This window comes from Nesterenkonia aerolata, from assembly GCF_031470965.1.
In the GTDB taxonomy this organism is placed as follows: Bacteria; Actinomycetota; Actinomycetes; order Actinomycetales; family Micrococcaceae; genus Nesterenkonia; species Nesterenkonia aerolata.
On the sequence record NZ_JAVKGR010000001.1, the window covers coordinates 110,357 to 134,295 of the forward strand.

Below are 23,939 nucleotides of genomic sequence, written 5' to 3' on the forward strand. Positions count from 1 at the left end.
ATCACTCCTGGAAGAAGGTCGGACGGAGAGCCGATGAAGAGTGTATCTGTGCGCCGGAAAAGACCCTGTCTGAGGACAGAGGGGACACTCTCAGGGCTTATCCGGCGGTCTCTGTCCGGCGAGGATAGCAGGAGGTCATCTGCGGCTGAGAAGTCCGTCGATCACGTCGTCGGGCGTCGTGAACACGTGGAGGACCTGATGCGCCGCCTCACTCAGGAATCCTGTCTCGACCATGTGCTGTGCCATCTGAAGCAGAGGCTGCCAGAAATCGCCGACGTCGTAGACTCCGAACTGTCCCTGGTGGAGGCCGAGGTGGCGCCAGGCCCAGATCTCGAGGAGCTCCTCCAAGGTGCCGATGCCACCGGGCATGGCCAGAAAGGCATCGCCGAGCTCCGCCATGCGTGTCTTGCGGGCGTGCATATCGTTGACGATCTCGAGCCGAGTGATGCGGTCATGGCCGTCTTCCTCCTCAACCATGTGCTCAGGGATGACACCGATGACCTCTCCCCCGGCGGCAACCGCAGCATCGGCAACGACCCCCATGAGGCCCACATGACCACCGCCGTAGACGAGTCCGACGCCGCGTTGCGCAAGCCGGTGGCCCAGCGCCGCCGCGGCATCGGCATACTGCGGGTCAGCTCCGAACCGGGAGCCGGTGAAGACAGTCAGGCGTGGTCTCATCAGGTGCTTCTTCTCAGCGCGGGGATGATGTGATCGAGGAACAGGTCAGCGTACTCATCCCGTGGCAGGCCTTCATCCGGCTCCACCCATCGGATTTCCGCGATCTCCGCCCGAGGCTGGGGAGATTCGGTCAGTCTCTCGGTGCTGCAGAACACTTCTGCTTCCACCACGTGGCCCGGCTCGTGAGCCGCTGCCGCACGAAAAGTGCCCATATGGTCAAGCTGCCCAGCCTTCAGCCTCAAACCCAGTTCTTCATGACACTCGCGGATTCCCGCGTCAACGGCCCCCTCGCCGGGTTCTGGCTTCCCACCGGGTTGCATGAAGCGACGCGTCCCGCTCTTGCGTACCGTCAAGACGCGCCCCTGCTCGTCACGGAGCACGACAGCCGCCACTCGGATGAGCGCGCCAGTTGCCACAGGCGCCTCGTCGGCTTCTTCTTGGAAACCATCATCACGGTCGGGACGGTATTGGGTGTCATCCACAGGCTTATCCTAGGACGGCCCTGAGCACGCGTGCATCTGCACTGATCCTGTGGGGCGGTCAACGGTTCCCCTCGTGTTGGAGGTCCAAGCTCCTGCTTGACCTCGCCCAGCGAGACGTTGGAGCGTCGTCCGGCCCCGCCTTCGCTGACCAAGCGAGCGGGCCCACTCCCGGAGGTGGAAATACTGAGGACCGCTATGTGGCTGGATATCTCGCTTCACGAGTTGCTGGGAGACGCGCTGGTCAATGAGAAAGCCCCCGTCCACGGTGCGGACGAGGGCCTCAGAGAGCTCCCCCAGCTGGATTCGAACCAGCAACCGCTCGATTAACAGTCGAGTGCTCTGCCGTTGAGCTATGGAGGATTGCGACTGAAAGAGTCTAGCAGTCGCGTCCTGGGCCTGTGAAATCAGCGAGTTGGCCCACTGAAGCGCTACTGGCGGCACCGCCTCGATGATGACCTTCTCAACACGACACGAAAGGCCCTCCATCTCTGACGGGCGTAGACTGGTTGCCCGTGACTGCGCGCCCCCAGACCCTCAGCTGGCTGTGGATCCTCATCGGCGCAGCTCTGCTGAACCAGGTCACCGTCCACCTGGTGCGCCCCACCACCACGTATAAGCTCATCGCGCTGGACGCCGATGCCGCCACGGTCGGGCTCGTCTCCGCGGCCTATTCACTGCTGCCGTTGCTGGCCGCGATGAGCCTCGGCTCGATCGCCCAGCGCCTCCCCAGCCTCAAACCGCTCCTCCTCGGCGGCACCGCAGCCACCGGCCTCGGCGCCGCCGTCGTCGCCTTCGCCCCGCACATCACCGGGGTCACGCTGGGCAACACTGTCATGGGTATGGGGCAGCTAGTCTTCATCATCGCCGGGCAGTCGGCAGTGGCCCGCTATTCCGTCGGCGCCGAACTGGATAAGGGCTTCGGATGGTTCACCGCAGGCTTCGCCGGCGGTCAGCTGATCGGCCCGCTGGTCGGCGGACTGCTGCTCGACGGAGTCAGCACCGCGGGCCCCGGCTCCCTGCCGCGGATCGACCTCGCGCTATGGATCGGCACCGCCGCCTGCCTCCCGGCGATCATCCTCCTGATATGGCTGCGACGCCCCGCTCACCGCCGCGGTGACACCGGCACCATCGCCACCACCGCACAGCCCAGCACATCCACAGCACGCAGCTCCTCAGACGGGGAAGACACCACCAAGCCGCGCATCAGCTCCATCCTCACCCGTCCCGGCATCGGATCGGCCATGCTCGCCTCCCTCTGCCTGGTCGCCACCGTCGACATCCTCACCGCGTTCCTGCCGCTGATCGGCGCTGAAGCCGGTGTCTCACCCGCCTGGATCGGTGTACTGCTGGCCATCCGAGCCGCCGCGACGATCACCTCGCGCTTCATGCTTCCGGCCCTGCGGCGGCGCACCGGCCGCTCCGCGCTGGTGGTCGCCGCACTGCTGGGATCCGCCCTGGCCTTAGCACCGGTACCGGCGTTGATCAGCTCCGCACTGCTCTCCGTCATCATGATGCTGCTGGCCGGGTTCTTCCTCGGCCTGGGCCAACCGCTGACGATGTCTCAGGTGGTCGAGTCCGTGCCCCGCAGCTGGCAGTCCTCAGCCCTGGCACTGCGCTTAAGCGGCAATCGGCTCGGTCAGGTCGCCGTCCCGCTGGCCGCCGGCGCAGCAGCCGCACCGCTCGGAGCCGGTGGAGCCGTCTGGCTCTCCTGTCTGCTGCTGGCCGGCTCAGGCATCGAACAACTGATCCGCCGCCGTCGCACAGAGCGGTGAACGGAGCACAACCGGTCAGCAGGTGGCACAGCCCGGTGACCTGAGCCTCGTAGCGGTCGACGAGCACCTCGAAGGAACGCAGATCGCCGTCCTGGACACGGCAGACGAGCGTGACGTCGTCCAGCGCCTCCTCAGCCCCTACGTGCGCACGGGAGTACATGGCGTCAGCCTACACCTGACCTGGGACGTTATGAGCTGAAAAGACCACCGGAGGGACCTGAGCGCAGATTCTTCCGAAAAAATTCACGTGAGGACCGTGAGGATCCTGCCACCGGCCTCGTCTGTAGGGGTGTCAGCGAATGACACCAAGCCGTGACACTGATCCCACAGGAGGAGATCCCGATGGCTGAGAACACCACGCAGAACCAGAACCGCAACGCCCAGGGTGAGCAGGCCACGAAGCCGACCCAGGACATCAAGAGCCCGCTGGTCACCGAGCACGGTGTCACCACTGTCGAGGAGACCGTGGTCCAGAAGCTCGCCGGCATCGCCGCCCGCGAGGTGCCCGGCGTGTACGCCATGGGCAACGCGGCCCGCCGCACCTTCGACGCCATCTCCGAGCGCATCCCCGGCTCCAAGACCCAGGTCAGCGGCGGCGTCTCCGTGGAGAAGGGCGAGAAGCAGACCGCGATCGACCTGACCATCATCATCGAGTACGGCGCCGCCGTCGTCGACGTCGCCGAGCAGATCCGCGGCAATGTGACCCGTGCCGTGGAGCACGGCACCGGCCTGGAGGTCGTGGAGGTCAACATCACCGTCGCCGATGTCCACCTGCCCGAGGAGGACAACGAGGACGAGGGCTCCGGCACGGACAAGGACCTGGCCTGAGCATCCCTCAGCTGCCAAGTCCGGCCGGGCGCACCGGCCGGACTTGGCAGCTGACCACTACTCGGAGGAGACGACGATGAGTAAAGTGTATGTAGGACTGTTCACCGGGTTGATCCTGGGGATCGTCGCCATCAACGACGGCTTCTTGGCCTTCTTGGGCGTGGCGTTCCTCGGCGGACTCGGCCTGACCGTCGGCCTGGCCCTCGACGGTCGGATCGATCTGGGGCGGCTGAACCCGACTGACAGGTCACAGCGATGACTGCCGGCCGCCTCATCGTCCGCGAGACCGTCGTGGAGAAGGTGGCGGCCGAGACCGCCAGGACTCTGCCCTCGGTCTCCGCCGCGGGCCGCTCTCTGATTCCCCTGATGTCCTCGGCCCCGCAACGGCCTAAGGTCGAGGTCTCACTCAGCGGCTCCGTGGCCTCGCTGAAGGTCCACTTGGCACTGCCGTTCCCCGCACCGATCCGCGACATCACCGAACAGGCCCGCGAACGCCTGCGCAGTGAGGTCCAGCGGCTCACCGGGGTGACCGTGCGCTACGTGGACATCAGCATCGCCCGGCTCAACGTCGACGAAGACACCTCAGCCGCACCCCAGGAAGGAGGCCGAGGATGGGCACAGTTGCATTGAGACGCCGCTCGGACAGGCGCATCGCAGCAATGGTCACCGCCCTGGTGATCCTGGCCGCAGCAGTGCTCGGCGTCTGGGTCGCAGTGACTCTGGCCTTCACCGACACCGAGCTGCCGGCGGTCGAAGACGCCGCCGGTCAGAGCTGGGACTCCCCGTGGGTGATCGGCATCGGCGCAGTGCTGGTGCTGCTGGGGCTGGTCCTCATCGGTCTGGCGCTGAAGCCGGGGCCGTCGTGGTTCTCGGATCTGCGGGCCGGCGAACGCCCGCAGGTCCCACAGGACCGGATGCGCACCGTGGTCACCACCCAGGGGCTGCGCCGTCTGGCCGCGGCCGAGGCGGCGCGAGTCGACGGAGTCTTCGAACCGAAGGTTCAGGCCACGTCCAAGCGCATCCTGGTCCACGCCATGACCCTGTCACCGGATCCGGGAGCGACGTCCCGGGAGGTCGAAACGAACATCCGCCAGCGCCTGGAAGAGATGTCTCCGTCGAAGGCGCCTCAGGTCGTCGCCCGTCTGCGACGCAGGAAGGAGGGGTGATGATTCCGTCATCAGCATCCCCGAATCGGACCCTTCTCGTCGTCGTCGGCCTGGTACTGGTGCTGCTCGGCGGTGCCGCCCTGGCGGTGGCCTTCGGCGTCCAGCAGGTGCTGCCGCAGGCCCCGGAGGCCGGCTCCAGCATCCAGGACGCCGCCGCGCTGCCGGTCTCGTTGCCGATCCTGGTGCTGGCAGTCTGCCTGCTGCTGGGGGTCTTCGCGCTGACCTGGCTGATCGCTGCGGTGCCGCGGTCCCGCAGCACCAGCGGATTCCGGTTGCACCGTGACGGCCGTGAGGGTGTCACGGAGCTGCCGACCAAGGTGCTGCAGCAGGCCATCGAAGAGCGAGCCGAAGGGCTGCTCGGGGTGGTCTCCGCCGCGGTCCGCGTAGCCGGGACGGCGGACCACCCGGATCTGCTGATCCGCGCTCAGGTCGATGAGCGGATCAACCTGGGTGAGACGCTCGCCCAGCTCCATGGTCCCTTGCTGCAGGAGTGCGAGTACTCTCTCGGGGCTCCGTTGGCCTCAGTGCGGGTCGTCATCGATCCGGTCCGAGAGTCCAAGGGCAGCCGGTACGCCGAGATCAGCTGAGCTCCTCCCCCGGTGCTCCGTACCGCGACGGCGGGGTCGATGCAGATCATCTCTGCATCGACCCCGCCGTCGTTCTGCGCTTGCCGTTCACATATGCCCGGCCAACTGCAGGACGAGGTTCACTGTGGAGGCCAGCACCACGGTGGAGAGGAAGAAGCTCAGCACCGCGTGGAGCACCAGCACCGCCCGCACTGCTGATGAGCTGACATCAGTGTCAGAGACCGCATAGCTGACCCCTATGGTCCCCGAGAAATAGACGAAGTCGACGAAGCACGGATCCTCCTCGGTGTTGAAGTCGATGAGGCGGCTGCCGTCCTTCTGCGCGGCGGCGTAGTACATCGCCGCATAGCGGGTGGCGAAGACGAAGTGCATCATCGCCCAAGCGGAGATCACCGAGAGCAGCCCGAGCATCGCCACGACTCCGGCGCTGGCACCGACTCCGCCGTCGAAGAGCAGCGCCCCACACCGATCAGGCTCACCGCACAGGCCCCGAGGATCACCGCGTCGACGCCGATCCGGCCCGGGTCCTGGCCCACTGCGCTGCGGCGGGTACCTGCCGCGTCCAACCGCAGCAGCGCTGCCCCCGACCACGCCAGGAACAGCCCGGCCAGCACGATCCATCCGGTCATGACCGCCAGCACCACAGAGGCGCCGCCGAGCATGGTCAGCCCGGCAGTGAGGATCCCGGCTGCTGCTGCGAGGAGGAGCCGATGATGACCGATCAGACGGTGACCCCGCGGATGCCGTACTCCGAGTGCTCCGACCGCCCCGTCTGCTCCAGTCGCACCGTCTGGCCCAGCCTGTCGATGTTCCATGGGCTCATCGTTCCATAGCAGGATGGGGACTATGAGCACTGCGCACCCTGAACCCCTGGAATCCCCTCACCAGGCACGCCACCAGCATCATGAGCAGATCCGTCAGCGGCGGGCCGAGGAGCCGCTGACCGTGCATATCGGCCGTGAATAGCTGGTCATCCGGCAGCGCTATGAAGTCGTCTCGATCGCCAATGACATTCTGATCGGTATCTGGTTCGTCATCGGCAGCATCCTGTTCTTCGGTCAGGACACGGTCACCACGGGTACCTGGTTGTTCCTCATCGGCAGTGTGCAGATGCTCATCCGCCCGGTGATCCGTCTCTCTCGGCGGGTGCACCTGGGCAGGATATCCTCCCCGCACACCGAATCCTCCCGGGATTTCTGAGCCGTAGGCTCCCATCGAACATCCAGCCAACACCTCTACGATTCCCGGGTGCCCCTGATCTCCCCGTTGCCGCTGGCCGCCCAGAGCTCCTCCGAGACCTTCTCGGGGTTCACCGGGTGGGTGGTCTCCATCATGGATGCCCTCGGCGTGCTGGGTGTGGCGCTGCTGGTGGCTCTGGAGAACCTGTTCCCGCCGATCCCCAGCGAAGTCATCCTGCCGTTGGCCGGGCTCACCGCCTCGCAGGGGTCGATGAACCTGGGGCTCGCAGTCATCGGCGCCACCACGGGGTCTGTGATCGGTGCGGCCGCGCTGTACTGGCTGGGCGCGGCCTTCGGGCTGCCCAGGCTGCGTTCCTGGGGTGCGAGGCTGCCGCTGGTCGACGTCTCCGATATCGATCGCACAGTGGACTGGTTCCACCGGCACGGCAGATCAGCGGTGTTCTTCGGCCGGCTGCTGCCGATCTTCCGCTCGCTGATCTCGATCCCGGCGGGTATCGACCGGATGAACCTGCCGCTCTTCCTCGGCCTGACCACGGCGGGATCGCTGCTCTGGAACAGTGCGCTGATCGGCTCCGGCTACGCGCTCGGCGAGAACTGGCACGTCGTCGAGAGGTACGTGGGGCAGCTGCAGTATCTGGTCATCGCCGCTGTGGTGCTGGCGGTGGCCTGGTTCCTCCTGCGCAGGATCGGGGCACGCCGGGCGGAGTAGTCTGCGGCCTGGTGGCGGTCAGGTAGAGCGATCTGGCAATGAGGTCTGGTGGGCAGCCTGGTAGGCAGATCTGGTAGGCAGGACAGGTAGACAGCGTGGTGAACACCATCGAGACCAGCGATCAGCCGCGCACCGGACGGATGGCCAGCTCATCGACCATCGCCTCAGCAGGCATGGACAGTGCGGTGCGCACTGTGACCGCCACAGACTCCGCGGCCACGTAGCGGCTGCCGTCGTAGTCCTCATTGCCCATCGCGCTCTGCAGCTGGACCTGCATATCCGTGTCCACACGCCCCGGGTGGATGGAGGTGACCCGTACAGTGCCGCGCTCCTCCTCACGCAGCGCATCAGTCAGCGCCCGCAGCGCGAACTTGGTCGCCGAGTACAGCCCTCCCCCGTTGCGCGAGACATACCCTGACCCGGAGTTGATCGCGATGACCTGGCCCTTCGCCGTACGCAGTGCCGGCAGCAGCAGACGAGTCAGCTCGGCAACGGCGAAGACGTTGACCGCGAAGCTGCGCTGCCATTCCTGCGCCGGGGTCTGTTCCAACGTCCCGGTGGCGGCGACGCCGGCGGAGTGCACTAGCACGTCCAGCGAGTCCAGACCCGCCTCAGTGACGGCCGTGACCACCGCCCCGAGGTCCTGCAGATCCGCGACGAAGGGCTCAGCACTAGGCAGTTCGGCCACCACCGCCGCAGTCCGGGCCGCATCGGTGCCGCCCACGAGGATGTGGTGATCGGCGGAGAGGTCCTCGGCGATGGCACGGCCGATCCCCCGGGTGGCACCGGTGATCAGCGCGATCGGACGGTTCGGATCCCGCTGTGCGGCGTCGTCGTTCCCGGCGTACGTCTCTGGGCTCATCCCCGTGTCTCAGCTTCCTGCTCGGCAGTGCGGTTCTCCAGGCTCCGTGCGGTGCCGCCGCGACGAGTCCGACGGCCGACCTGCAGCAACACCGCCAGGGCCATCGCCACCATACCCCCGACGGAGATCAGGACGTCGGGGTAGATCAGCAACGTCCCACCACCTATCAGCAGGACACGCTCGACCACGGTCGTCCGGATCAGCAGGTGGCCCGCCATACCTGCCGCCAGAGCCACCATTCCGACGAGCACCGTCAGCAGTGACGTCGCCAGATCACGGAAGTCACCCTCCAGCAGCAGTGCCGGCTGGAGGACGAAGACATACGGGATGACGAATCCCGCGATCGCCAATCTCATCGCGGTCACCCCCGTTCTGAGGGGGTTGGCGTTGGCGATTCCCGCTCCGGCGAAGGCAGCCAGACAGACCGGCGGGGTGATGTCGGCAAGGATGCCGAAGAAGAACACGAACATATGCGCGGCGATCAGCGGCACGCCGAACTCCACGAGGATCGGAGCGGCCACTGTCGCGGTGACCACGTAGTTCGCCGTCGTCGGAAGGCCCATACCCAGGATGATGCAGGCGAGCATCGTGAACACCAGCACCAGCAGGAAGTGACCACCGGCCATATCGATGATGCCGCGGCCCAACCGCTGCCCCAGCGGAGTATTGGTCACCGTGCCGGCGACGATGCCCGCCGAGGCACAGGCTGCGATCACCGGCAGTGCAGTGCGGGCACCGAGGATCATCAGCTCGATGATCCCTCGCGGACCCAGCCGGGTGTCTTTGCGCAGGAAACTCAGCAGGAAGGCCGTGGCGATGCCCCACAACGCGGCCCGCGCCGGGGAGCTGCCGTTGAGCAGCATGAAGACGATGACGAACAGCGGCAGGATGAGATCTGCCCTGGTCACCAGCGAGAGCGCAGTGGGCAGCTCCTCCTTCGCCATACCGGCGATCCCATTGCGCTTGGCGTCGAAATGCACAGAAAGCATGACACCGGAGAAGTAGAGCACCGCGGGGATGATCGCGATCAGAATGATCTCGCTGTACGGGATCCCGGTGTATTCGGCCATGATGAACGCCGCAGCGCCCATGATCGGAGGCATGAGCTGGCCGCCGGTGGAAGCGGTGGCCTCCGTCGCCGCAGCCACATGGGGCTTGAACCCGGACTTCTTCATCATCGGGATGGTGAAGGAGCCGGAGGCCACCGTATTGGCCACAGAAGATCCCGAGACCATGCCCTGCAGCCCTGAGGCCGCCACCGCTGCCTTAGCCGGACCGCCCGAATACCGGCCGGCGGCCTTGAAGGCCAAGTCAGTGAAGTAGGTGCCGATGTTCGTCTGGATCAGCACCACAGCGAAGAGCAGGAACAGGAAGATGAACGTGGAGGACACCTGGATCGGTGTGCCGAAGATGGAACCGGTCTCCAAGAACGTGGTGGCCGCGTAGGAGGTGAAATCGTTGCCTGAGTGACTGAAGAACGGACTGTAATTGCCCCAGACCCCGTAGACGAAGGCCGTGGCGGCCACGATCACGATGGGCAGCCCCACACAGCGGCGGGTCGCCTCCAGGATGAGCACGATGCCGAGGACGGCGACGAGATAGTCGATGTCGTCGTAGCCGAAGATGCCGGGCTGGGGGCTGCGCAGGAAGTCATAGCGGTAGACGATGTAGAGGTTCGCCGCCAGGCCCAGCAGCGAGAGCAGCGCGTCGTACCAGGGCACACCTCGCCCCCGGCCGATCAGCAGATCTTTCCACCGCACGCCGCTCGGCGCGGCCACCGGCCGTTTGCGCGCCGGATAGAGCAAGAAGATGATCGACACCGCCGCACCGACGTGGATCGCTCCCTGGATCAGCGTGGGACGGGACCCGGTGACGGCGGTGTAGAGGTGGAAGAGGGTCAGGGCGACGGAGAGGCCCCCCACGAGCCATCCCCACCAGCCGAGATCCGTGCGGAATCGGCTGGCGGTGTCATGCTCGCGGAGGACCTCGTCGACGCGCTCGTCAGCCTCGGCGGAGTGCCCGGGCTGAGTCGCGGGTGAGGCGTTCACGGCAGTTCGACGTCCTGCTCCTCGTAGTACCGCTCAGCACCGGGGTGCAGCGGGGCGTCACCGATGCCCAGCAGCGCATCCTCGTGGGAGATCAGCTCGCCCTGGGGCAGGGTGATGTCCTCGGCGTTGTCGAAGATCGCCGCGGTGATGTCATAGGCGAGGTCCTCGCTGATCTGTGTGGTCGAGCCGAGCACGGCCGCGGAGACCGACAGGGTGAGGACGTCGTCGTCGAGGAAGTCGTAGTTGTCGGATTCGATGGTGTACTCGTCGAAGTAGGTGTCCCCGGCGATGTCCGAGGCGACATCCTCATCAAGGCCCAGCAGCGTGACGTCAGAGGTGGCGGCCATCTCGTTCAGCGAGCCGGTGGGCGTGCCGACGACGAAGATCGAGGCGTCGATGTTGCCGTCCTGCAGCAGGGACTGCGAGTCGTCGAACTCCTCCTCATAGGCCTCGTAGTCGCCGTCTTCGATCCCGTAGGCGGCAAGGATCGCGTCGGACACCGCGCGGGTGCCGGAGCCGGGTGCGCCCACCGCGATGTTCGCGCCCTCGAGGTCCTCCACCGACTCGATGCCGGAGCCCTCCATGGTCACGATGTGCGCGGCCTCGGGGTAGAGGCCGGCGATCCAGCCGACGTTGTCGATGTCCGCGCCCTCGAAGTCGTCCTCACCGTTGATCGCGGTGATGAAGGTATCCGACTGGGCCATGCCCAGCTGCATCTCCTCCTGGCTGATCTGGCCGATGTTAAACACGGAGGCGTCAGTGGAGATCGCATCGACGGAGATGTCATCGATGGTGTCCTCGAAGATCTGGGCGTACTCCCCGCCCAGCGGGTAGTACACACCGGCGGTGCCGCCGGTGCCGAAGGTCAGGTCGGTGACGAAGTCGTCTTCCTCGCCGATCTCGAGGTCCTCGTCCCCCTCGGCGTCACCGTTGCCATTGCCGCAGGCCGCCAGGACCACCATGGCAGCGGCGGTGGCCGCGGCTGCCGACGTACGACGGATACCCATCGTTGTCTCCTCCTTCTGATGCGGGTGAATGTTGCGAACGCCGCGGCTGAACGCACACGGACTCGCCCGGACCCCCTCCGGTCCGATGACAACACCCTATGCAGCAGGTCACAGTCGATGGGGTGATCGGTGTGATCTTCGATCGATCGTTACAGAATCGTCATAGGACAGATCCTGCGACATGCAGCCGACATTCGCGGTCAACCGCGGAGTCCCCAGCTGCGGAGTTCCCCACCGCCGAGTCCAGCAGGAGCACTCAGCCCAGCCAGCGGCGCAGCCCGGCCAGGCACTGACGCAATGCCTCCGCGGAGACATGCTCGTCGTCGGTGTGGGCCAGCAGCGGATCCCCGGGACCGTAGTTCACCGCCGGGACGCCGAGAGCGGAGAAGCGGGCCACATCAGTCCAGCCGTACTTGGGCATCGGTTCGCCGCCGACGGCCTCGACGAAGGAGGCCGCCGCCGGGTGGTCCAGCCCCGGAAGCGCACCAGGTGAGGTGTCAGTGACACGCATCTGCGCCGAGCTGACACCCGCGGCGCGCATCACCTCACGGACATGCTCATGGGCCTGTTCCTGCGTCTTATCCGGGGCGAAGCGGTAGTTGACCGTCACCGTGCAGGAATCCGGCACCACATTGCCGGCGATGCCGCCCTCGATCCCCACTGCACTCAGCCCCTCACGGTAGGCCAGGCCGTCGACGTCGACACTCCGGGCCTCGTACTCAGCCAGCGCGGTGAGCACCGGAGCAGCGGCATGGATCGCATTGACGCCCTTCCACGCACGCCCGGAATGTGAGGCCACCCCCTCAACGGTGACCTCCACGCGGCAGGTGCCGTTGCAGCCGCCTTCGACCACCCCGTCGGTGGGCTCCAACAGCACGGCGAAGTCCGCGGCCAGCAGCTCCGGGCTGTTCCGCAGCACGCGGCCCAGGCCGGACTTGGAGGCCTCGACCTCCTCGTGGTCATAGAAGACCCAGGTCACATCGCGCGGCAAGGAGTCCTCCGCACCGAGCTCATCCAGCCGCGCCGCGATATCAGCGGCGAGGACCAGCTGCACGGCCACCCCACCCTTCATATCTGTGGCACCGCGGCCGTAGAGGATCTCGCCCTCCCAGCTCGGCGGCACCGTACCGCGTGAACAGGGCACAGTGGGCAGCGGCACTGTGTCCAGGTGCCCGGCCAGCACGATCCGCTCCGCCGCTCCGGTCTCCGTGCGCGCGATGACGGTATCGCCGTCGCGGTGCAGATGCAGATTATGCCCGGAACCGACAGCCGTGTTCAGTCTGCTCAGATACGCCTCGACCGCATCAGCCAGCGGTTTCTCCTCTCCGGAGACTGAGCGCAGGGCCAGAAGCTGTTCGGTGAGGTCGACGACGTCGTCGCCGCAGAGCGCGGGAGACAGCCTGGGATCAGAGTCGGCGGGATCAGAGGCCGTGGGATCAGAGGCCGTGGGATCAGAGCCGGTGGAGTCAGAATCAGTAGGACGCATGGGCCCCACTGTAGTCCGTAGGATGGAGGCCATGAACGTTGCTGAAAGCACCACTGAGACCACTGCTGCACACACTGCCTCAGGCCACGGGCTGGCTACTGTCACCGGTGACGGCACCGTCCTGGACACGTGGTTCCCCGCCCCCCGGCTGACACCGTTGGCCGAGAACTCAGACGACGCACTGCTGGAGTCCCTGCGCGCCGCCGCCGGTGAGGGCCCTGCCCGCGGGGTGCGGACCGAGGTCATCTCCGTCGAGGCTGACCTGAGCACCCAGGCCGCCGGAACCTCTGACGTCTGGCTGCGCCTGCACCTGCTCTCACACCGCCTGGTCCGCCCGAACACCATCAACCTGGACGGCATCTTCGCCCACCTGACCAATGTGGTGTGGACGAACTTCGGCCCGTGCGCGGTCGAGGACTTCGAGAGCACCCGGCTGCGGCTGCGCTCCCGCGGACACGTCACCGTCTACTCCATCGACAAGTTCCCGCGCCTGGTGGACTATGTCACCCCGAAGGGCGTGCGGATCGGCGACGCCGACCGCGTCCGTCTGGGCGCCCACCTCGCCGAGGGCACCACCGTCATGCATGAGGGCTTCGTGAACTTCAACGCCGGGACTTTGGGCGCCTCGATGGTGGAGGGCCGTATCTCCGCCGGCGTCGTCGTCGGCGACGGCACCGACGTCGGCGGCGGGGCCTCGATCATGGGCACCCTCTCGGGCGGCGGCAAGGAACGGATCACGCTCGGTGAGCGGGTGCTGCTGGGCGCGAACGCCGGTGTGGGCATCTCGCTGGGCGATGACTGCGTGGTCGAGGCCGGGCTCTACCTCACCGCCGGGACCAAGGTGACCGTGCTCAACGACGACGGTGAGGTCTCCGCGACGACGAAGGCCGTCCACCTCTCCGGCGTCTCCGGACTCCTGTTCCGCCGTGACTCCGTCTCCGGCCGGGTGGACGCCGTGCCGCGCAAGGGGCAGAAGATCGAGCTCAACGAGGCCCTGCACAAGAACTGAGCCCCCCCGCAGGGACGGCAAAGAACCGACCATAGAGAAGAGAGAATCGGCGTGGCCCCTGATCAGCATCAGGGGCCACGCCGATTCTCTGTGCTGCGGCAGCGGTGACCGGGACTTCAGATTCCGGGGTAGTTGCGCTCCGCGGCGCCGACGTAGAGCTGCCGGGGCCGGCCGATCTTCGTGGAGGGGTCCTCGATCATCTCGCGCCACTGGGCGATCCAACCGGGCAGGCGGCCCAGGGCGAAGAGCACGGTGAACATCTTCTCCGGGAAGCCCATAGCCTTGTAGATCAGCCCGGTGTAGAAGTCCACATTCGGGTAGAGCTTGCGCTCGACGAAGTAGTCGTCTTCCAGGGCCTTCTGCTCCAGGCGCTGGGCGATGTCGAAGAGCTCGTCGTCGCCGCCCAGGCGTGCCAGCAGATCATCGGCCAGGCCCTTGACGATGCGGGCACGTGGATCGTAGTTCTTGTACACCCGGTGGCCGAAGCCCATCAGCCGGATTCCGGCCTCCTTCTTCTTGACCTTCTCCATGAAGTCCTCAGGCTTCATGCCCTCGGCCTGGATCTCGCGCAGCATCTTCAGCACCGCCTCGTTCGCACCCCCGTGGGCCGGGCCGAACAGCGCGTTGATGCCTGCCGAGATGGAGGCGAACATATTCGCCTGGGAGGAGCCGACCAGACGCACGGTGGCGGTGGAGCAGTTCTGCTCGTGGTCGGCGTGGAGGATCAGCAGAGTGTCCAGTGCTTTGACGATGGCCGGGTCCAGCTCATAGGGCTCGGCCGGGACGCCGAAGCAGCCGCGCAGGAAGTTCTCGACCAGGTTCAGCTCATTGTCTGGGTACAGCATGGGCTGGCCCATGGACTTCTTATAGGCGTAGGCGGCGATGGTCGGCACCTTCGCCAGCAGCCGGTAGGTGGAGCGCTCCACCTGGTCGGTGTCATAGGGGTCCAGGGAGTCCTGGTAGAAGGTGGACAGCGCGGAGACGGCCGAGGAGAGCACCGGCATCGGGTGGGCATCACGGGGGAAGCCGCCGAAGAACCCTTTGAGTTCCTCGTGCAGCAGCGTGAGCCGCCGGGTCAGGGTGTCGAAGTCGGAGAGCTGCTCGGCAGTGGGCAGCTCTCCGTAGATCAGCAGGTAGGTGACCTCGAGGAAGCTGGAGTGCTCGGCCAGCTGCTCGATCGGGTATCCGCGGTAGCGCAGGATGCCTTCGGCACCGTCGATGTAGGTGATCGCGGACTTCGCGTTCGCCGTGTTCATGAAACCGGGGTCATAGGTGACCGTGCCGGTCTCCTTCAGCAGCGGGGCGATGTTGAGCCCCGTATTGCCCTCCACAGCGCCTTCGCCGGGGAGCTGGAGCTCCTGGTCGCCGAGCGTCAGGCGGGCAGATGGCTGCTCAGTCATGCGAACTCCTCATTCATGCACATGATCCGGCGCCTGAGGCGCATCGGAACAAGGCACACGTGATGTGCGGTACACGGCAAACTTACCTGGTGGTCGCCTCCGCGTGCCACTTCAGCACCGGCGCATGAGGGCCTGTGGACTCAGGGCAACCGGGCGACGGCGGCGGCGACGCGCTCGTCGGTGGCCGTCACTGCCACGCGGATGAACCCGTCACCCTGCTCACCGTAGAAGACCCCGGGGCCGACGATGATCCCGCGTTCGGCCATGCGCTCCACCTGGGTCCAGGAGTCAGAGACGCCGTCGGTGCACCAGAGGTACAGCCCCGCCGCAGAGTCCCGGACCTCGAACCCGGCCGCCTCGAGAGCCGGCAGCAGCTGCTGGCGACGCCGCCGGTAGATCTCCCGCTGGGCGGTGACGTGCTCGTCATCGGTCAGGGCCACGCGCAGGGCCTCCTGCACCGGGGTCGGCATGATCATCCCGGCATGCTTGCGGGTGTTGACCAGCCCGGCGATCAGCTGCGGGCACCCGGCCGCGAAGGCCGCCCGGTAGCCGGCGAGGTTGGACTGCTTCGAGGCCGAGTAGACGGCCAACAGCCCGCTGTGGTCTCCCCCGCAGACCCGCGGGTCCAGCACGGAGGGGACGTCCTCAACGGTCCAGGGCAGCTCCGCGTAGCACTCGTCCGAGGCGACGACGGCGCCGATGCGGCGGGCCAGACGTACCACCTCGCGCATGTGCTCCGCCGAGTCCACTGCGCCGGTGGGGTTTGACGGGGAGTTCAGCCAGATGAGCTTCACCCCGGCCAGTTCGGCCTCGCCCAGAGTGGTCGGATCATCGACGGCCAGCGGCGTGGCCCCGGCGATCTGCGCGCCGATGTCGTAGGTCGGATAGGCCACTGTCGGGCGCAGGACGACGTCGCCGGACCCCAGGCCCAGCAGAGTCGGCAACCAGGCGACGAACTCCTTGGAGCCGATCGTGGGCAGCACGGCCTCGGGGTCGACGTCAGGCGCGTTCCGCCGCCGGGCGAACCACGCGGAGACGGCTTCACGCAGCTCGGCACGGCCGTGGGTCGTCGGGTACCCGGGGGCGTCGGCAGCCTCCGCCAGAGCCTGACGGAGTAGCGGCGGTGTCGGGTCCACCGGGGTGCCGATGGAGAGGTTCACCGCGCCGTCGGGGTGGGCCCGGGCCTGCTCTACGAAGGGGGCCATCGCATCCCAGGGGTATTCGGGCAGAGTCAGCATGGTGACCGGGTCCTCACTCGTCCTTACTCAGTGCTCCTGGGGAGGCAATGCGGCGATCACTTCGTGGTCCTTCTCGATCAGCCCGAGTTTCGCGGCACCGCCGGGCGAGCCGAGGTCGTCGAAGAACTCCACGTTCGCCCGGTAGTACTCGGACCATTCCTCGGGGAGATCGTCCTCGTAGTAGATGGCCTCCACCGGGCACACCGGCTCGCAGGCGCCGCAGTCGACGCACTCGTCCGGGTGGATGTACAGGGAGCGCTCCCCCTCATAGATGCAGTCCACCGGACATTCATCGATGCAGGCCTTGTCCTTCAGGTCCACACAGGGAAGGGCGATGATGTAGGTCATGGCGTCAGTCTATCGGCCCGGTGCAGGGCCTCGTCGCGTGCGACGATCCATTTGACCAGCACCATGGAGACCAGTGTCACAGCGGCGCTGCCCAGCCACCACACCAGTGAGGCGATCGTCGGCCCGGGAAGCATCTCCATGGCCTCGGAGCTGTAGGGCACCACCAGCTGATCCGCGCCGGGCCACAGGTAGGCCGCAGTGGCCACGGTGAAGGTGGTGATGCCCATGACCGCGGTGTCCACCAGGGTCGCGCTGCGCAGCCCGATCCACAGCTGGGCCAGCAGACAGATCAGCAGAGCCAGCGCCGCACCCCAGGGCACGACGAGGCCGCCGCGGGTCTCGCCGAAGATCCAGATGCTGCTGTGCAGGGCAGTGCCGAGGACTCCGAGGATCGCACCTGAGGCGAAGGCCACACCCAGGATTGCGGCACGTGTCACGCCCCGGTGCTCTTCCTCTTACGGGCCTCCTTCAGCCGATCGGAGGCCGAGAGGGTGACCTTGCGGATGCGGATCGACTCCGGGGTGACTTCCACGCATTCGTCACCGGCGGCGAACTCCAGGGACTCCTCGAGGGTGAGCTTGGTCGGCGGAGTCAGCCCTTCGAAGTTCTCTGCGCTGGCGGCGCGCATATTCGTGAGCTTCTTCTCCTTGGTGATGTTGACTTCCATGTCCTCGTTGCGCGAGTTCTCCCCCACGACCATGCCCTCATAGACCTCGTCCTGCGGGTCGATGAAGAAGGTGCCGCGCTCTTGGAGGTTGATCATCGCGAACGGGGTGGCCGAGCCGGCCCGGTCGGCGACCAGGGAGCCGGAGACCCGGTACTCGATCTCACCCTTCCACGGTTCGTAGCCGGCGGCGTAGGAGGAGGCGATGCCGGCACCGCGGGTCTCGGTGAGGAATTTGGTGCGGAAGCCGATGAGCCCGCGGGCCGGGACCATGAACTCCATGCGGACCCAACCGGTGCCGTTGTTGGTCATCGTGTTCATCAGCCCGCGGCGGGCGGCCATGAGCTGGGTGATCGCGCCCATGAACTCCTCGGGAGCATCGATGGTCATGTTCTCCATGGGCTCGCACAGCTGACCGTCGATCTCCCGGGTGACGACCTGCGGCTTGCCGATGGTCAGCTCGAAACCTTCGCGGCGCATCTGCTCGACGAGGATCGCCAGAGCGAGCTCCCCTCGGCCCTGGACCTCCCAGGTGTCAGGACGCTCAGTGGGTAACACCTTGATCGAGACGTTGCCGATGAGCTCCTTGTCCAGGCGGTCCTTGACCTGCCGAGCGGTGACCTTCGCGCCTTTGACCCGTCCGGCCATCGGTGAGGTGTTGATGCCCACGGTCATGGAGATGGCCGGATCGTCGACGACGATGTTGGGCAGCGGCTTCGGGTTCTCCACATCGGTGAGAGTCTCACCGATCATGATGTCCTCGATGCCGGCGACGGCGACGATGTCCCCGGGACCGGCCTCCTCAGCGGAGACCCGCTCAAGCCCGCGGGTGGCCAGCAGCTCGGTGATCTTCACCGTCTTGGTGCTGCCGTCCTTACGCGCCCAGGCGACCTGCTGGTTCTTCCGCAGGGTCCCGTTGAAGATGCGCAGCAGGGCCAGACGGCCGAGGAACGGGGAGGCGTCCAAGTTGGTGACGTGGGCCTGGAGGACTTCCTCGGCGTCGTAGCGCGGTGCCGGGACGTGCTCGAGGATGGTGGAGAACAGCGGTTCGAGGTTGTCCTCCTCGGGCAGTCCGCCGTCGGCGGGCTGGGTGGTGGAGGCGCGGCCGGCCTTGCCGGAGGCGTAGACCACCGGGACGTCGAGTACGGCGTCGAGGTCGAGGTCCGGGTAGTCCTCGGCGATGTCGGAGGCGAGTCCGAGCAGCAGGTCCATCGTGTCGGAGACGACGCCGTCGATGCGCGCATCGGGGCGGTCGGTCTTATTGACCACGAGGATGACCGGCAGCTGGGCGGTCAGTGCCTTGCGCAGCACGAAGCGGGTCTGCGGCAGGGGGCCTTCGGAGGCGTCGACGAGCAGGACCACCCCGTCGACCATGGAGAGGCCGCGCTCAACCTCACCGCCGAAGTCGGCGTGCCCCGGGGTGTCGATGACGTTGATGGTGACCTGCTCGGCGCCGGCCTTCTCCGGGGCTGAGGGGCCGGAGTAGAACACGGTGGTGTTCTTCGCGAGGATCGTGATTCCCTTCTCCTTCTCCAGGTCCCCGGAGTCCATGACGCGGTCTTCGAGGTCCCCGTGTCCGCCGACGGCGGCGGTCTGGCGGAGCATGGCGTCGACGAGGGTGGTCTTGCCGTGGTCGACGTGGGCGACGATGGCGACGTTGCGCAGATCGCGGCGCTGATCGGTGCCGGTGGTCACGCGTGCGGCAGCAGTGGTCATGGGTGTCTACGACGCCTTCCGGGGTAGTACGGGGACAACCTGTCCAGTGTACTGGCACTGCCGCACGCATCGAGTCCCCGACTTCAGGCGTTGTTTCGGCCGTTTCAGGGCCGACACGCTGCAGGAATCGGGGACTCGATGTGGGTGGGGTGGAGTGGAGCAGCCTCAGTCCAGGGCCACGCCCTGTGCGGCGAGCAGCTGACGGCGGGCCTCCCGGCGTTCGGCCTGCTCCCGCGGATGCGGCACCGGGGCGGCGGCCAGCAGCCGCTGGGTGTAGTCCTCGTGCGGGTGACGCAGGATCTCGTCAGTGGTCCCCTGCTCCACGGCCCGGCCGTTCTGCATGACCAGCACCTTATGGGCCAGAGTGTCGACGACGGCGAGATCGTGGCTGACGAACAGGCAGGCGAAGGAGTACTGCTCCTGCAGGTCCTTGAACATGTCCAGCACGGCGGCCTGGACCGAGACGTCCAGCGCGGAGGTCGGCTCGTCGGCGATGAGCAGCGTGGGGTTCAGCGTCAGGGCGCGGGCGATGCTGATGCGCTGGCGCTGCCCGCCGGAGAGCTCGTGCGGGAAGCGGTTGACCACGCTGCGCGGCAGCCGCACTGCGTCGAGCAGTTCCTGCGCGCGGTCCAGACGCTTCTTCTTGTCTCCGACCTTGTGGACCACCATCGGCTCGGTAATGATGTCCCCGACGGGCATTCGTGGGTCCAGCGAGGCCGCCGGGTCCTGGAAGACCACGCCGATCTCCCGCTTCAGGGCCTTGCGCTCCTTGCCCTTCAGCGCGGGCATGTTCTTCCCGCGGACGTAGAGCTCGCCTTCAGGCACATCCAGCAGGCCGAGCACCGCCTTGGCGACAGTGGATTTGCCGGAACCCGACTCCCCCACCAGGCCCATGATCTCGCCCGGCTCGACCTGGAAACTCACCCCTTCCACCACACGGGTGGCTTTGCGGCGGAACCTGTACTCCAGGGAGATGTTCTTCGCCTCCAGGGCGAAGGGCTCACCGGAGGAGGTCTTTCCGGGGCCGGTGCCAGTGCCAGAGCCGGTGCCGGTGCCGGGCTGTGCAGATGCCGCGGCCGGGGTGATCTCCGGGTTCGGCTCAGTGACCGAGACGGTCGCTGAATCCGGGTCCACGTGGGCTCCGTGAGTCTCCTCGACCTCGTGGACGGTCTCTTCGATGTTATGGGCGTCTTGGCGCAGCTTCGGCATCGCGTCCAGCAGCCGCTGAGTGTAGGGGTGCTGCGGGGTGAGCATCACCTCATCCACAGTGCCGGTCTCGACCACTTCTCCGTGGAGCATCACCACCACGCGGTCGGCCATATCAGCGACCACGCCCATGTTGTGGGTGATGAGCAGGATGCCGGTGTTCAGCTCCCCCTTCAGGGTGCGCAGCAGATCCAGGATCTCCGCCTGCACGGTGACGTCCAGCGCAGTGGTGGGCTCGTCGGCGATGATCACCTTCGGCCCGCAGGCGATGGCCATGGCGATCACGATGCGCTGACGCTGCCCGCCGGAGAACTGATGCGGGTACTCGCGCACCCGACGCTCGGGATCAGGGATGCCGACCTGACGCAGCAGGTCCACCGCCCGGTGCAGGGCGTCCTGTCCGTAAGCAATGCCATGGACCTGCAGGGCCTCGACGAGCTGGTCGGAGACCCGCAGCACCGGGTTCAGCGCCGTCATCGGCTCCTGGAAGATCATCGCGATGTCACGGCCGCGCAGCCGACGTCGCTGCCCCGCGCTCATCGTGGAGACCGGTGTGCCGTCGAACTCGACCTCACCGTCGATGCTGGCGTTGCCCGGCAGCAGGCCCATGGCGGTCGAGGAGGTCACCGACTTCCCGGAGCCGGATTCCCCGACGACGGCGACGACCTCGCCCGGGGCGATGTCGAAGCTGACGCCCTTGACCGCGTCCACCTCGCCGAACTCGGTGGCGAAGCTGACCCGGATGTCCTTATAGCTCAGTACGGGACGGCTCATCGCTCGCCCTCCTTCTGCTCAGTACCCAGCCGATCATTGCCCAGCCGATCATTGCCCAGCCCTTCAGCACTGCCGGCCCCGGCAGCAGCGGGCTGCGCGGCGGTGCGGTCCTGGGCCTTGTCCTTGCCGCCGAATCCCAGCACGCCCCGCAGCCCGGGCCGGCGCGAGCCCTTGCGCTGCTGGCGCGGGTCGATGGCGTCGCGGAGGCCGTCACCGATGAAGTTCACGCACAGGGCGATGACGATGATGAACAGCCCGGGGAACCAGAACAGCCAGGGACGGGTCTGGAAGGCCCCCTCATATTGGCTGATCAGCAGCCCCAGCGAGGCCTCCGGCGCCTGGATCCCCATCCCCAGGTAGGAGATCGAGGTCTCCAGCAGGATGGCCGCGGCGATGGCGAAGGTCGCATTGACGATGATGACCCCGACAGAGGAGGGCAGCATGTGCTTGATGATGATGCGTGCCGGGTGCGCCCCCATGGAGATGGCTGCGGCGACGAATTCCTTCTCCCGCAGGGAGAGGATCTCTGCGCGCACCAGACGGGCCATGCTGGTCCAGGTCACCAGCCCGAGCAGGATCGCCAGGGGCAGTGTGCCGCCGGGCAGGTTCTGCGCGTACCGGCCGAACACCGCCGCCAGGGCCACCAGCGGCACGACGATGACCATATCGGTCATGCGCATCAGCACCGACTCCAGCCAACCGCGGAAATAGCCGGCGAGCGCACCGACCACCACACCGACGACGGTGGAGGTGAGGGCCACGCCGAAGGCGACGATCAGCGACTGCTGGGTTCCGCGCATCACCAGGGCGAAGTAGTCACGGCCGTTGTTGTCCTGACCGAAGGGGTGTTCGCCGAGGAAACCGTCGGCGAACAGACTGGGTACTCCGCGGTCGACCACCGGGCCGGTGGAGAGGTAGTTCTTATCCCACCAGCCGCCGGTTCCGGTGAAGCCGATGGAGGTGAAGGCCAGCACGACCACGACGATGAGGATGATCATCGAGGCCACGGCCGGCTTATGGGCGAAGAACCGGCGCCGGACCATCTGGCCCTGGGAGAGCGAGCGTTCGCTCCTGGTCAGCTTCTGGTCTTCGATCTCGGCAAGGTCAGCCATCGCGGTGGGATCCTCGGGCAGGCCCCCGGCCTCGGCCCGGGTGTGCTGGGGGTTCTGGTCGTGGGTACTCATACTCGGATCCTCGGGTCCAGGACTGCGTAGAGCAGGTCCGCGATCAGGTTGAAGACGACGGCGGCCGTGCCGGCCACCAGCAGGTAGGCCATCACCGGTGCGGGATCAGAGGCTTGGAGCCCGGTGATGAACATATTGCCCAGGCCGCGCCAGCCGAAGACCGCTTCGATGATGATGGCCCCGCCCAGCAGCGCGGCGAAGTCGAAGGCGACCATCGTGGTCACCGGGATCATCGAGTTGCGGAAGGAGTGCTTGAAGATGACGGTGCGCTCGTTGACGCCCTTGGCGCGTGCGGTGCGGATGTAGTCCTGGCTGATCGAGTCCAGCACGGAGGCGCGCATATACCGGGTGTAGGTGGCCACCGAGACCAGCATGAGGATCGTGGTGGGCAGGATCAGCTGGGTGAGCTGGTCCAGGGAGGTCTCCCAGAAGTCCCCGGTGAAGTTGGGCGAGACTGAGCCGATGGTCGCGATGGGGCGCGGTTTCAGCGTCAGGAACCCGGGCCAGGCGCGGATGAAGTGATCCAGCAGCACCAGCCCGGAGACGACGGCGGCGGTCAGCAGACTGACGGTGGTGGCGAGGTTCTTCGCGTACCCGCCGATCAGCCGGGCGACGAGCACGGCCAGAGCCAGCGCCAGGATGAACAGTCCGGCGATGGTCAGCCACCCGCCGGGTGGGTCGATGAGCAGCCAGAAGGTGGCGTAGTAGGCCACGATTCCCAGCGCGACGACGGTCAACGCCGAGTAGAGCACCCGGCGGTTCTTCAGCCCTGCCAGCAGGGCGGTGAAGCCGAGGGCGAAGAGTGCACCGATGACGGCGATCGCGGCCGGTCCCAGCTGGGGGTAGCGGGCGAAGTTCAGCCAGTCCAGGTAGGGCAGGGCGATCATCACGAAGGCGAAGGTCATGGCCGCGGTGATGAGCCGACGTCGCACAGTGCCGCCGATGATCGCCGGTATGGCCACTGCCCCGATCACCGCCAGGGTCACTGTGGTCGACCAGCTGACTCCGGGATCGGCCATCCAGTTGTTGAAGCGGATGCCCATCCAGTCCTTGGCCAGGACCGCGGCCCAGAACACCGGCAGGGAGAAGAAGAGGAAGACGATGAAGGAGACCACGTAGTCGAAGGTCGAGTACTGCCGGATCGCCGAGACGATGCCGGTGAGCACACCCAGGATGATGGCCAGGATCGTGGCCAGGAAGACCAGCCGCAGCGAGGAGCCGGCCGCCTGCTGGGTCAGCGCCCCGACGTCCTGGCCGGAGATGTTGGTGCCGAAGTCGCAGGCCCCGCCGAAGCAGCCGAGGACACCGCTGAGCCACATCCAGTAGCGGGTGTACCAGGGCTCGTCGAGGTTCATGTACTCGATGCGCTGCTGGATGAGGAACTCGACGTTCTCCGCGTTGGATTCCCGCAGCTCCTGCAGGGGGTCCCCGGAGTTGATCACGAGGATGAATACCAGCAGCGTCGAGGCGAGCAACACCAGCGCGGAGCTGCCCAGTCGTTTCAGAACATAGGAGAGCACGAGATCTGTTCGCCTTCTCTTCTCAGGTTCGGGACTCACCGATGGGGCCCGGC

At 66.6% G+C, this 23,939-nt stretch carries 26 protein-coding genes and 1 tRNA gene; 10 read left to right on the plus strand and 17 right to left on the minus strand.

The genetic code is table 11. The features are described 5' to 3' along the window. Positions 1-135: 135 nt before the first annotated feature. The 3 genes from RIL96_RS00515 to RIL96_RS00525 all read right to left on the minus strand — a co-directional run bounded on the left by RIL96_RS00515 (position 136) and on the right by RIL96_RS00525 (position 1,523). The gene (locus RIL96_RS00515) at positions 136-681 is read right to left on the minus strand and encodes an LOG family protein (protein ID WP_310547041.1); all 546 of its coding nucleotides are present in this window, start codon (positions 679-681) and stop codon (positions 136-138) included. Continuing rightward, positions 681-1,163 (minus strand): NUDIX hydrolase, encoded by a 483-nt coding sequence (locus RIL96_RS00520; RefSeq protein WP_310547042.1) that lies wholly within the window; start codon positions 1,161-1,163, stop codon positions 681-683. The genes RIL96_RS00515 and RIL96_RS00520 overlap by 1 nt, the downstream gene beginning before the upstream one ends. Positions 1,164-1,451: 288 nt before the next feature. Then, positions 1,452-1,523: transfer RNA gene (locus tag RIL96_RS00525), tRNA-Asn, on the minus strand. Positions 1,524-1,675: 152 nt separating this feature from the next. On the opposite strand from RIL96_RS00525, the gene RIL96_RS00530 reads away from it, so the two are divergent. The 7 genes from RIL96_RS00530 (at position 1,676) to amaP (ending at position 5,516) form a co-directional block, all read left to right on the plus strand. Next, positions 1,676-2,935: an MFS transporter gene (locus tag RIL96_RS00530; RefSeq protein ID WP_310547043.1), complete on the plus strand. Its 1,260-nt coding sequence runs from the start codon at positions 1,676-1,678 to the stop codon at positions 2,933-2,935. Positions 2,936-2,957: 22 nt separating this feature from the next. Then, on the plus strand, positions 2,958-3,134 hold the full coding sequence (locus RIL96_RS00535; protein WP_310547044.1) for a hypothetical protein: 177 nt from the start codon (positions 2,958-2,960) through the stop codon (positions 3,132-3,134). 143 nt (positions 3,135-3,277) lie between these two features. Next, on the plus strand, positions 3,278-3,763 hold the full coding sequence (locus RIL96_RS00540; RefSeq protein WP_310547045.1) for an Asp23/Gls24 family envelope stress response protein: 486 nt from the start codon (positions 3,278-3,280) through the stop codon (positions 3,761-3,763). Between the two features lie 76 nt (positions 3,764-3,839). Continuing rightward, entirely contained in the window at positions 3,840-4,022 is a 183-nt protein-coding gene (locus RIL96_RS00545; RefSeq protein ID WP_310547046.1) for a hypothetical protein, read from the plus strand. Next, positions 4,019-4,393 carry an Asp23/Gls24 family envelope stress response protein gene (locus RIL96_RS00550; protein WP_310547047.1) on the plus strand — a complete coding sequence of 125 codons (375 nt, stop codon included), beginning with the start codon at positions 4,019-4,021 and terminating at the stop codon, positions 4,391-4,393. The genes RIL96_RS00545 and RIL96_RS00550 overlap by 4 nt, the downstream gene beginning before the upstream one ends. Next, entirely contained in the window at positions 4,375-4,929 is a 555-nt protein-coding gene (locus tag RIL96_RS00555) for a DUF6286 domain-containing protein (RefSeq protein WP_310547048.1), read from the plus strand. The genes RIL96_RS00550 and RIL96_RS00555 overlap by 19 nt, the downstream gene beginning before the upstream one ends. After that, positions 4,929-5,516, plus strand: coding sequence for an alkaline shock response membrane anchor protein AmaP (amaP, locus tag RIL96_RS00560; RefSeq protein ID WP_310547049.1), 588 nt, complete (start codon positions 4,929-4,931; stop codon positions 5,514-5,516). The genes RIL96_RS00555 and amaP overlap by 1 nt, the downstream gene beginning before the upstream one ends. Positions 5,517-5,603: 87 nt before the next feature. Here the strand turns inward: amaP and RIL96_RS00565 are convergent, their stop codons facing one another. Together RIL96_RS00565 and RIL96_RS00570 are read right to left on the minus strand one after the other, a co-directional pair. Then, on the minus strand, positions 5,604-5,927 hold the full coding sequence (locus RIL96_RS00565; RefSeq protein WP_310547050.1) for a DUF1345 domain-containing protein: 324 nt from the start codon (positions 5,925-5,927) through the stop codon (positions 5,604-5,606). Next, the gene (locus RIL96_RS00570; protein ID WP_310547051.1) at positions 5,906-6,331 is read right to left on the minus strand and encodes a DUF1345 domain-containing protein; all 426 of its coding nucleotides are present in this window, start codon (positions 6,329-6,331) and stop codon (positions 5,906-5,908) included. The genes RIL96_RS00565 and RIL96_RS00570 overlap by 22 nt, the downstream gene beginning before the upstream one ends. Positions 6,332-6,488: 157 nt before the next feature. On the opposite strand from RIL96_RS00570, the gene RIL96_RS00575 reads away from it, so the two are divergent. Continuing rightward, the gene (locus RIL96_RS00575) at positions 6,489-6,716 is read left to right on the plus strand and encodes a YrhK family protein (protein WP_310547424.1); all 228 of its coding nucleotides are present in this window, start codon (positions 6,489-6,491) and stop codon (positions 6,714-6,716) included. A gap of 48 nt (positions 6,717-6,764) precedes the next feature. Then, positions 6,765-7,424 (plus strand): DedA family protein, encoded by a 660-nt coding sequence (locus RIL96_RS00580; RefSeq protein ID WP_310547052.1) that lies wholly within the window; start codon positions 6,765-6,767, stop codon positions 7,422-7,424. 121 nt (positions 7,425-7,545) lie between these two features. Here RIL96_RS00580 and RIL96_RS00585 read toward each other — a convergent pair whose 3' ends face one another. The 4 genes from RIL96_RS00585 to dapE all read right to left on the minus strand — a co-directional run bounded on the left by RIL96_RS00585 (position 7,546) and on the right by dapE (position 12,827). Further along, the gene (locus RIL96_RS00585) at positions 7,546-8,286 is read right to left on the minus strand and encodes an SDR family oxidoreductase (protein WP_310547053.1); all 741 of its coding nucleotides are present in this window, start codon (positions 8,284-8,286) and stop codon (positions 7,546-7,548) included. After that, on the minus strand, positions 8,283-10,334 hold the full coding sequence (locus RIL96_RS00590) for a TRAP transporter permease (RefSeq protein WP_310547054.1): 2,052 nt from the start codon (positions 10,332-10,334) through the stop codon (positions 8,283-8,285). The genes RIL96_RS00585 and RIL96_RS00590 overlap by 4 nt, the downstream gene beginning before the upstream one ends. After that, on the minus strand, positions 10,331-11,341 hold the full coding sequence (locus RIL96_RS00595) for a TAXI family TRAP transporter solute-binding subunit (RefSeq protein WP_310547055.1): 1,011 nt from the start codon (positions 11,339-11,341) through the stop codon (positions 10,331-10,333). The genes RIL96_RS00590 and RIL96_RS00595 overlap by 4 nt, the downstream gene beginning before the upstream one ends. Before the next feature lie 256 nt (positions 11,342-11,597). Next, positions 11,598-12,827 carry a succinyl-diaminopimelate desuccinylase gene (gene dapE, locus RIL96_RS00600; protein WP_310547056.1) on the minus strand — a complete coding sequence of 410 codons (1,230 nt, stop codon included), beginning with the start codon at positions 12,825-12,827 and terminating at the stop codon, positions 11,598-11,600. Positions 12,828-12,849: 22 nt separating this feature from the next. Here dapE and dapD point away from each other — a divergent pair, with 22 nt between their 5' ends. Then, positions 12,850-13,836 (plus strand): 2,3,4,5-tetrahydropyridine-2,6-dicarboxylate N-succinyltransferase, encoded by a 987-nt coding sequence (gene dapD, locus RIL96_RS00605; protein ID WP_374761813.1) that lies wholly within the window; start codon positions 12,850-12,852, stop codon positions 13,834-13,836. Between the two features lie 116 nt (positions 13,837-13,952). Here the strand turns inward: dapD and RIL96_RS00610 are convergent, their stop codons facing one another. The 8 genes from RIL96_RS00610 to RIL96_RS00645 all read right to left on the minus strand — a co-directional run bounded on the left by RIL96_RS00610 (position 13,953) and on the right by RIL96_RS00645 (position 23,886). Then, on the minus strand, positions 13,953-15,236 hold the full coding sequence (locus RIL96_RS00610) for a citrate synthase (RefSeq protein WP_310547058.1): 1,284 nt from the start codon (positions 15,234-15,236) through the stop codon (positions 13,953-13,955). 140 nt (positions 15,237-15,376) lie between these two features. After that, positions 15,377-16,474 carry a succinyldiaminopimelate transaminase gene (dapC, locus tag RIL96_RS00615; RefSeq protein WP_310547059.1) on the minus strand — a complete coding sequence of 366 codons (1,098 nt, stop codon included), beginning with the start codon at positions 16,472-16,474 and terminating at the stop codon, positions 15,377-15,379. 27 nt (positions 16,475-16,501) lie between these two features. Then, entirely contained in the window at positions 16,502-16,822 is a 321-nt protein-coding gene (fdxA, locus tag RIL96_RS00620; protein WP_310547060.1) for a ferredoxin, read from the minus strand. Continuing rightward, a complete protein-coding gene (locus RIL96_RS00625; RefSeq protein ID WP_310547061.1) occupies positions 16,819-17,259 on the minus strand; it encodes a hypothetical protein in 441 nt (146 codons plus the stop codon). Before RIL96_RS00625 ends, fdxA begins: the two co-directional genes overlap by 4 nt. Beyond that, a complete protein-coding gene (gene typA / locus RIL96_RS00630; protein WP_310547062.1) occupies positions 17,256-19,202 on the minus strand; it encodes a translational GTPase TypA in 1,947 nt (648 codons plus the stop codon). Before typA ends, RIL96_RS00625 begins: the two co-directional genes overlap by 4 nt. 165 nt (positions 19,203-19,367) lie before the next feature. Beyond that, complete coding sequence (locus tag RIL96_RS00635; RefSeq protein WP_310547063.1) at positions 19,368-21,182, minus strand: ABC transporter ATP-binding protein; 1,815 nt, start codon at positions 21,180-21,182, stop codon at positions 19,368-19,370. Next, a complete protein-coding gene (locus tag RIL96_RS00640) occupies positions 21,179-22,366 on the minus strand; it encodes an ABC transporter permease (protein WP_310547064.1) in 1,188 nt (395 codons plus the stop codon). Before RIL96_RS00640 ends, RIL96_RS00635 begins: the two co-directional genes overlap by 4 nt. Next, complete coding sequence (locus tag RIL96_RS00645; protein WP_310547065.1) at positions 22,363-23,886, minus strand: ABC transporter permease; 1,524 nt, start codon at positions 23,884-23,886, stop codon at positions 22,363-22,365. The genes RIL96_RS00640 and RIL96_RS00645 overlap by 4 nt, the downstream gene beginning before the upstream one ends. Positions 23,887-23,939: the final 53 nt, after the last annotated feature.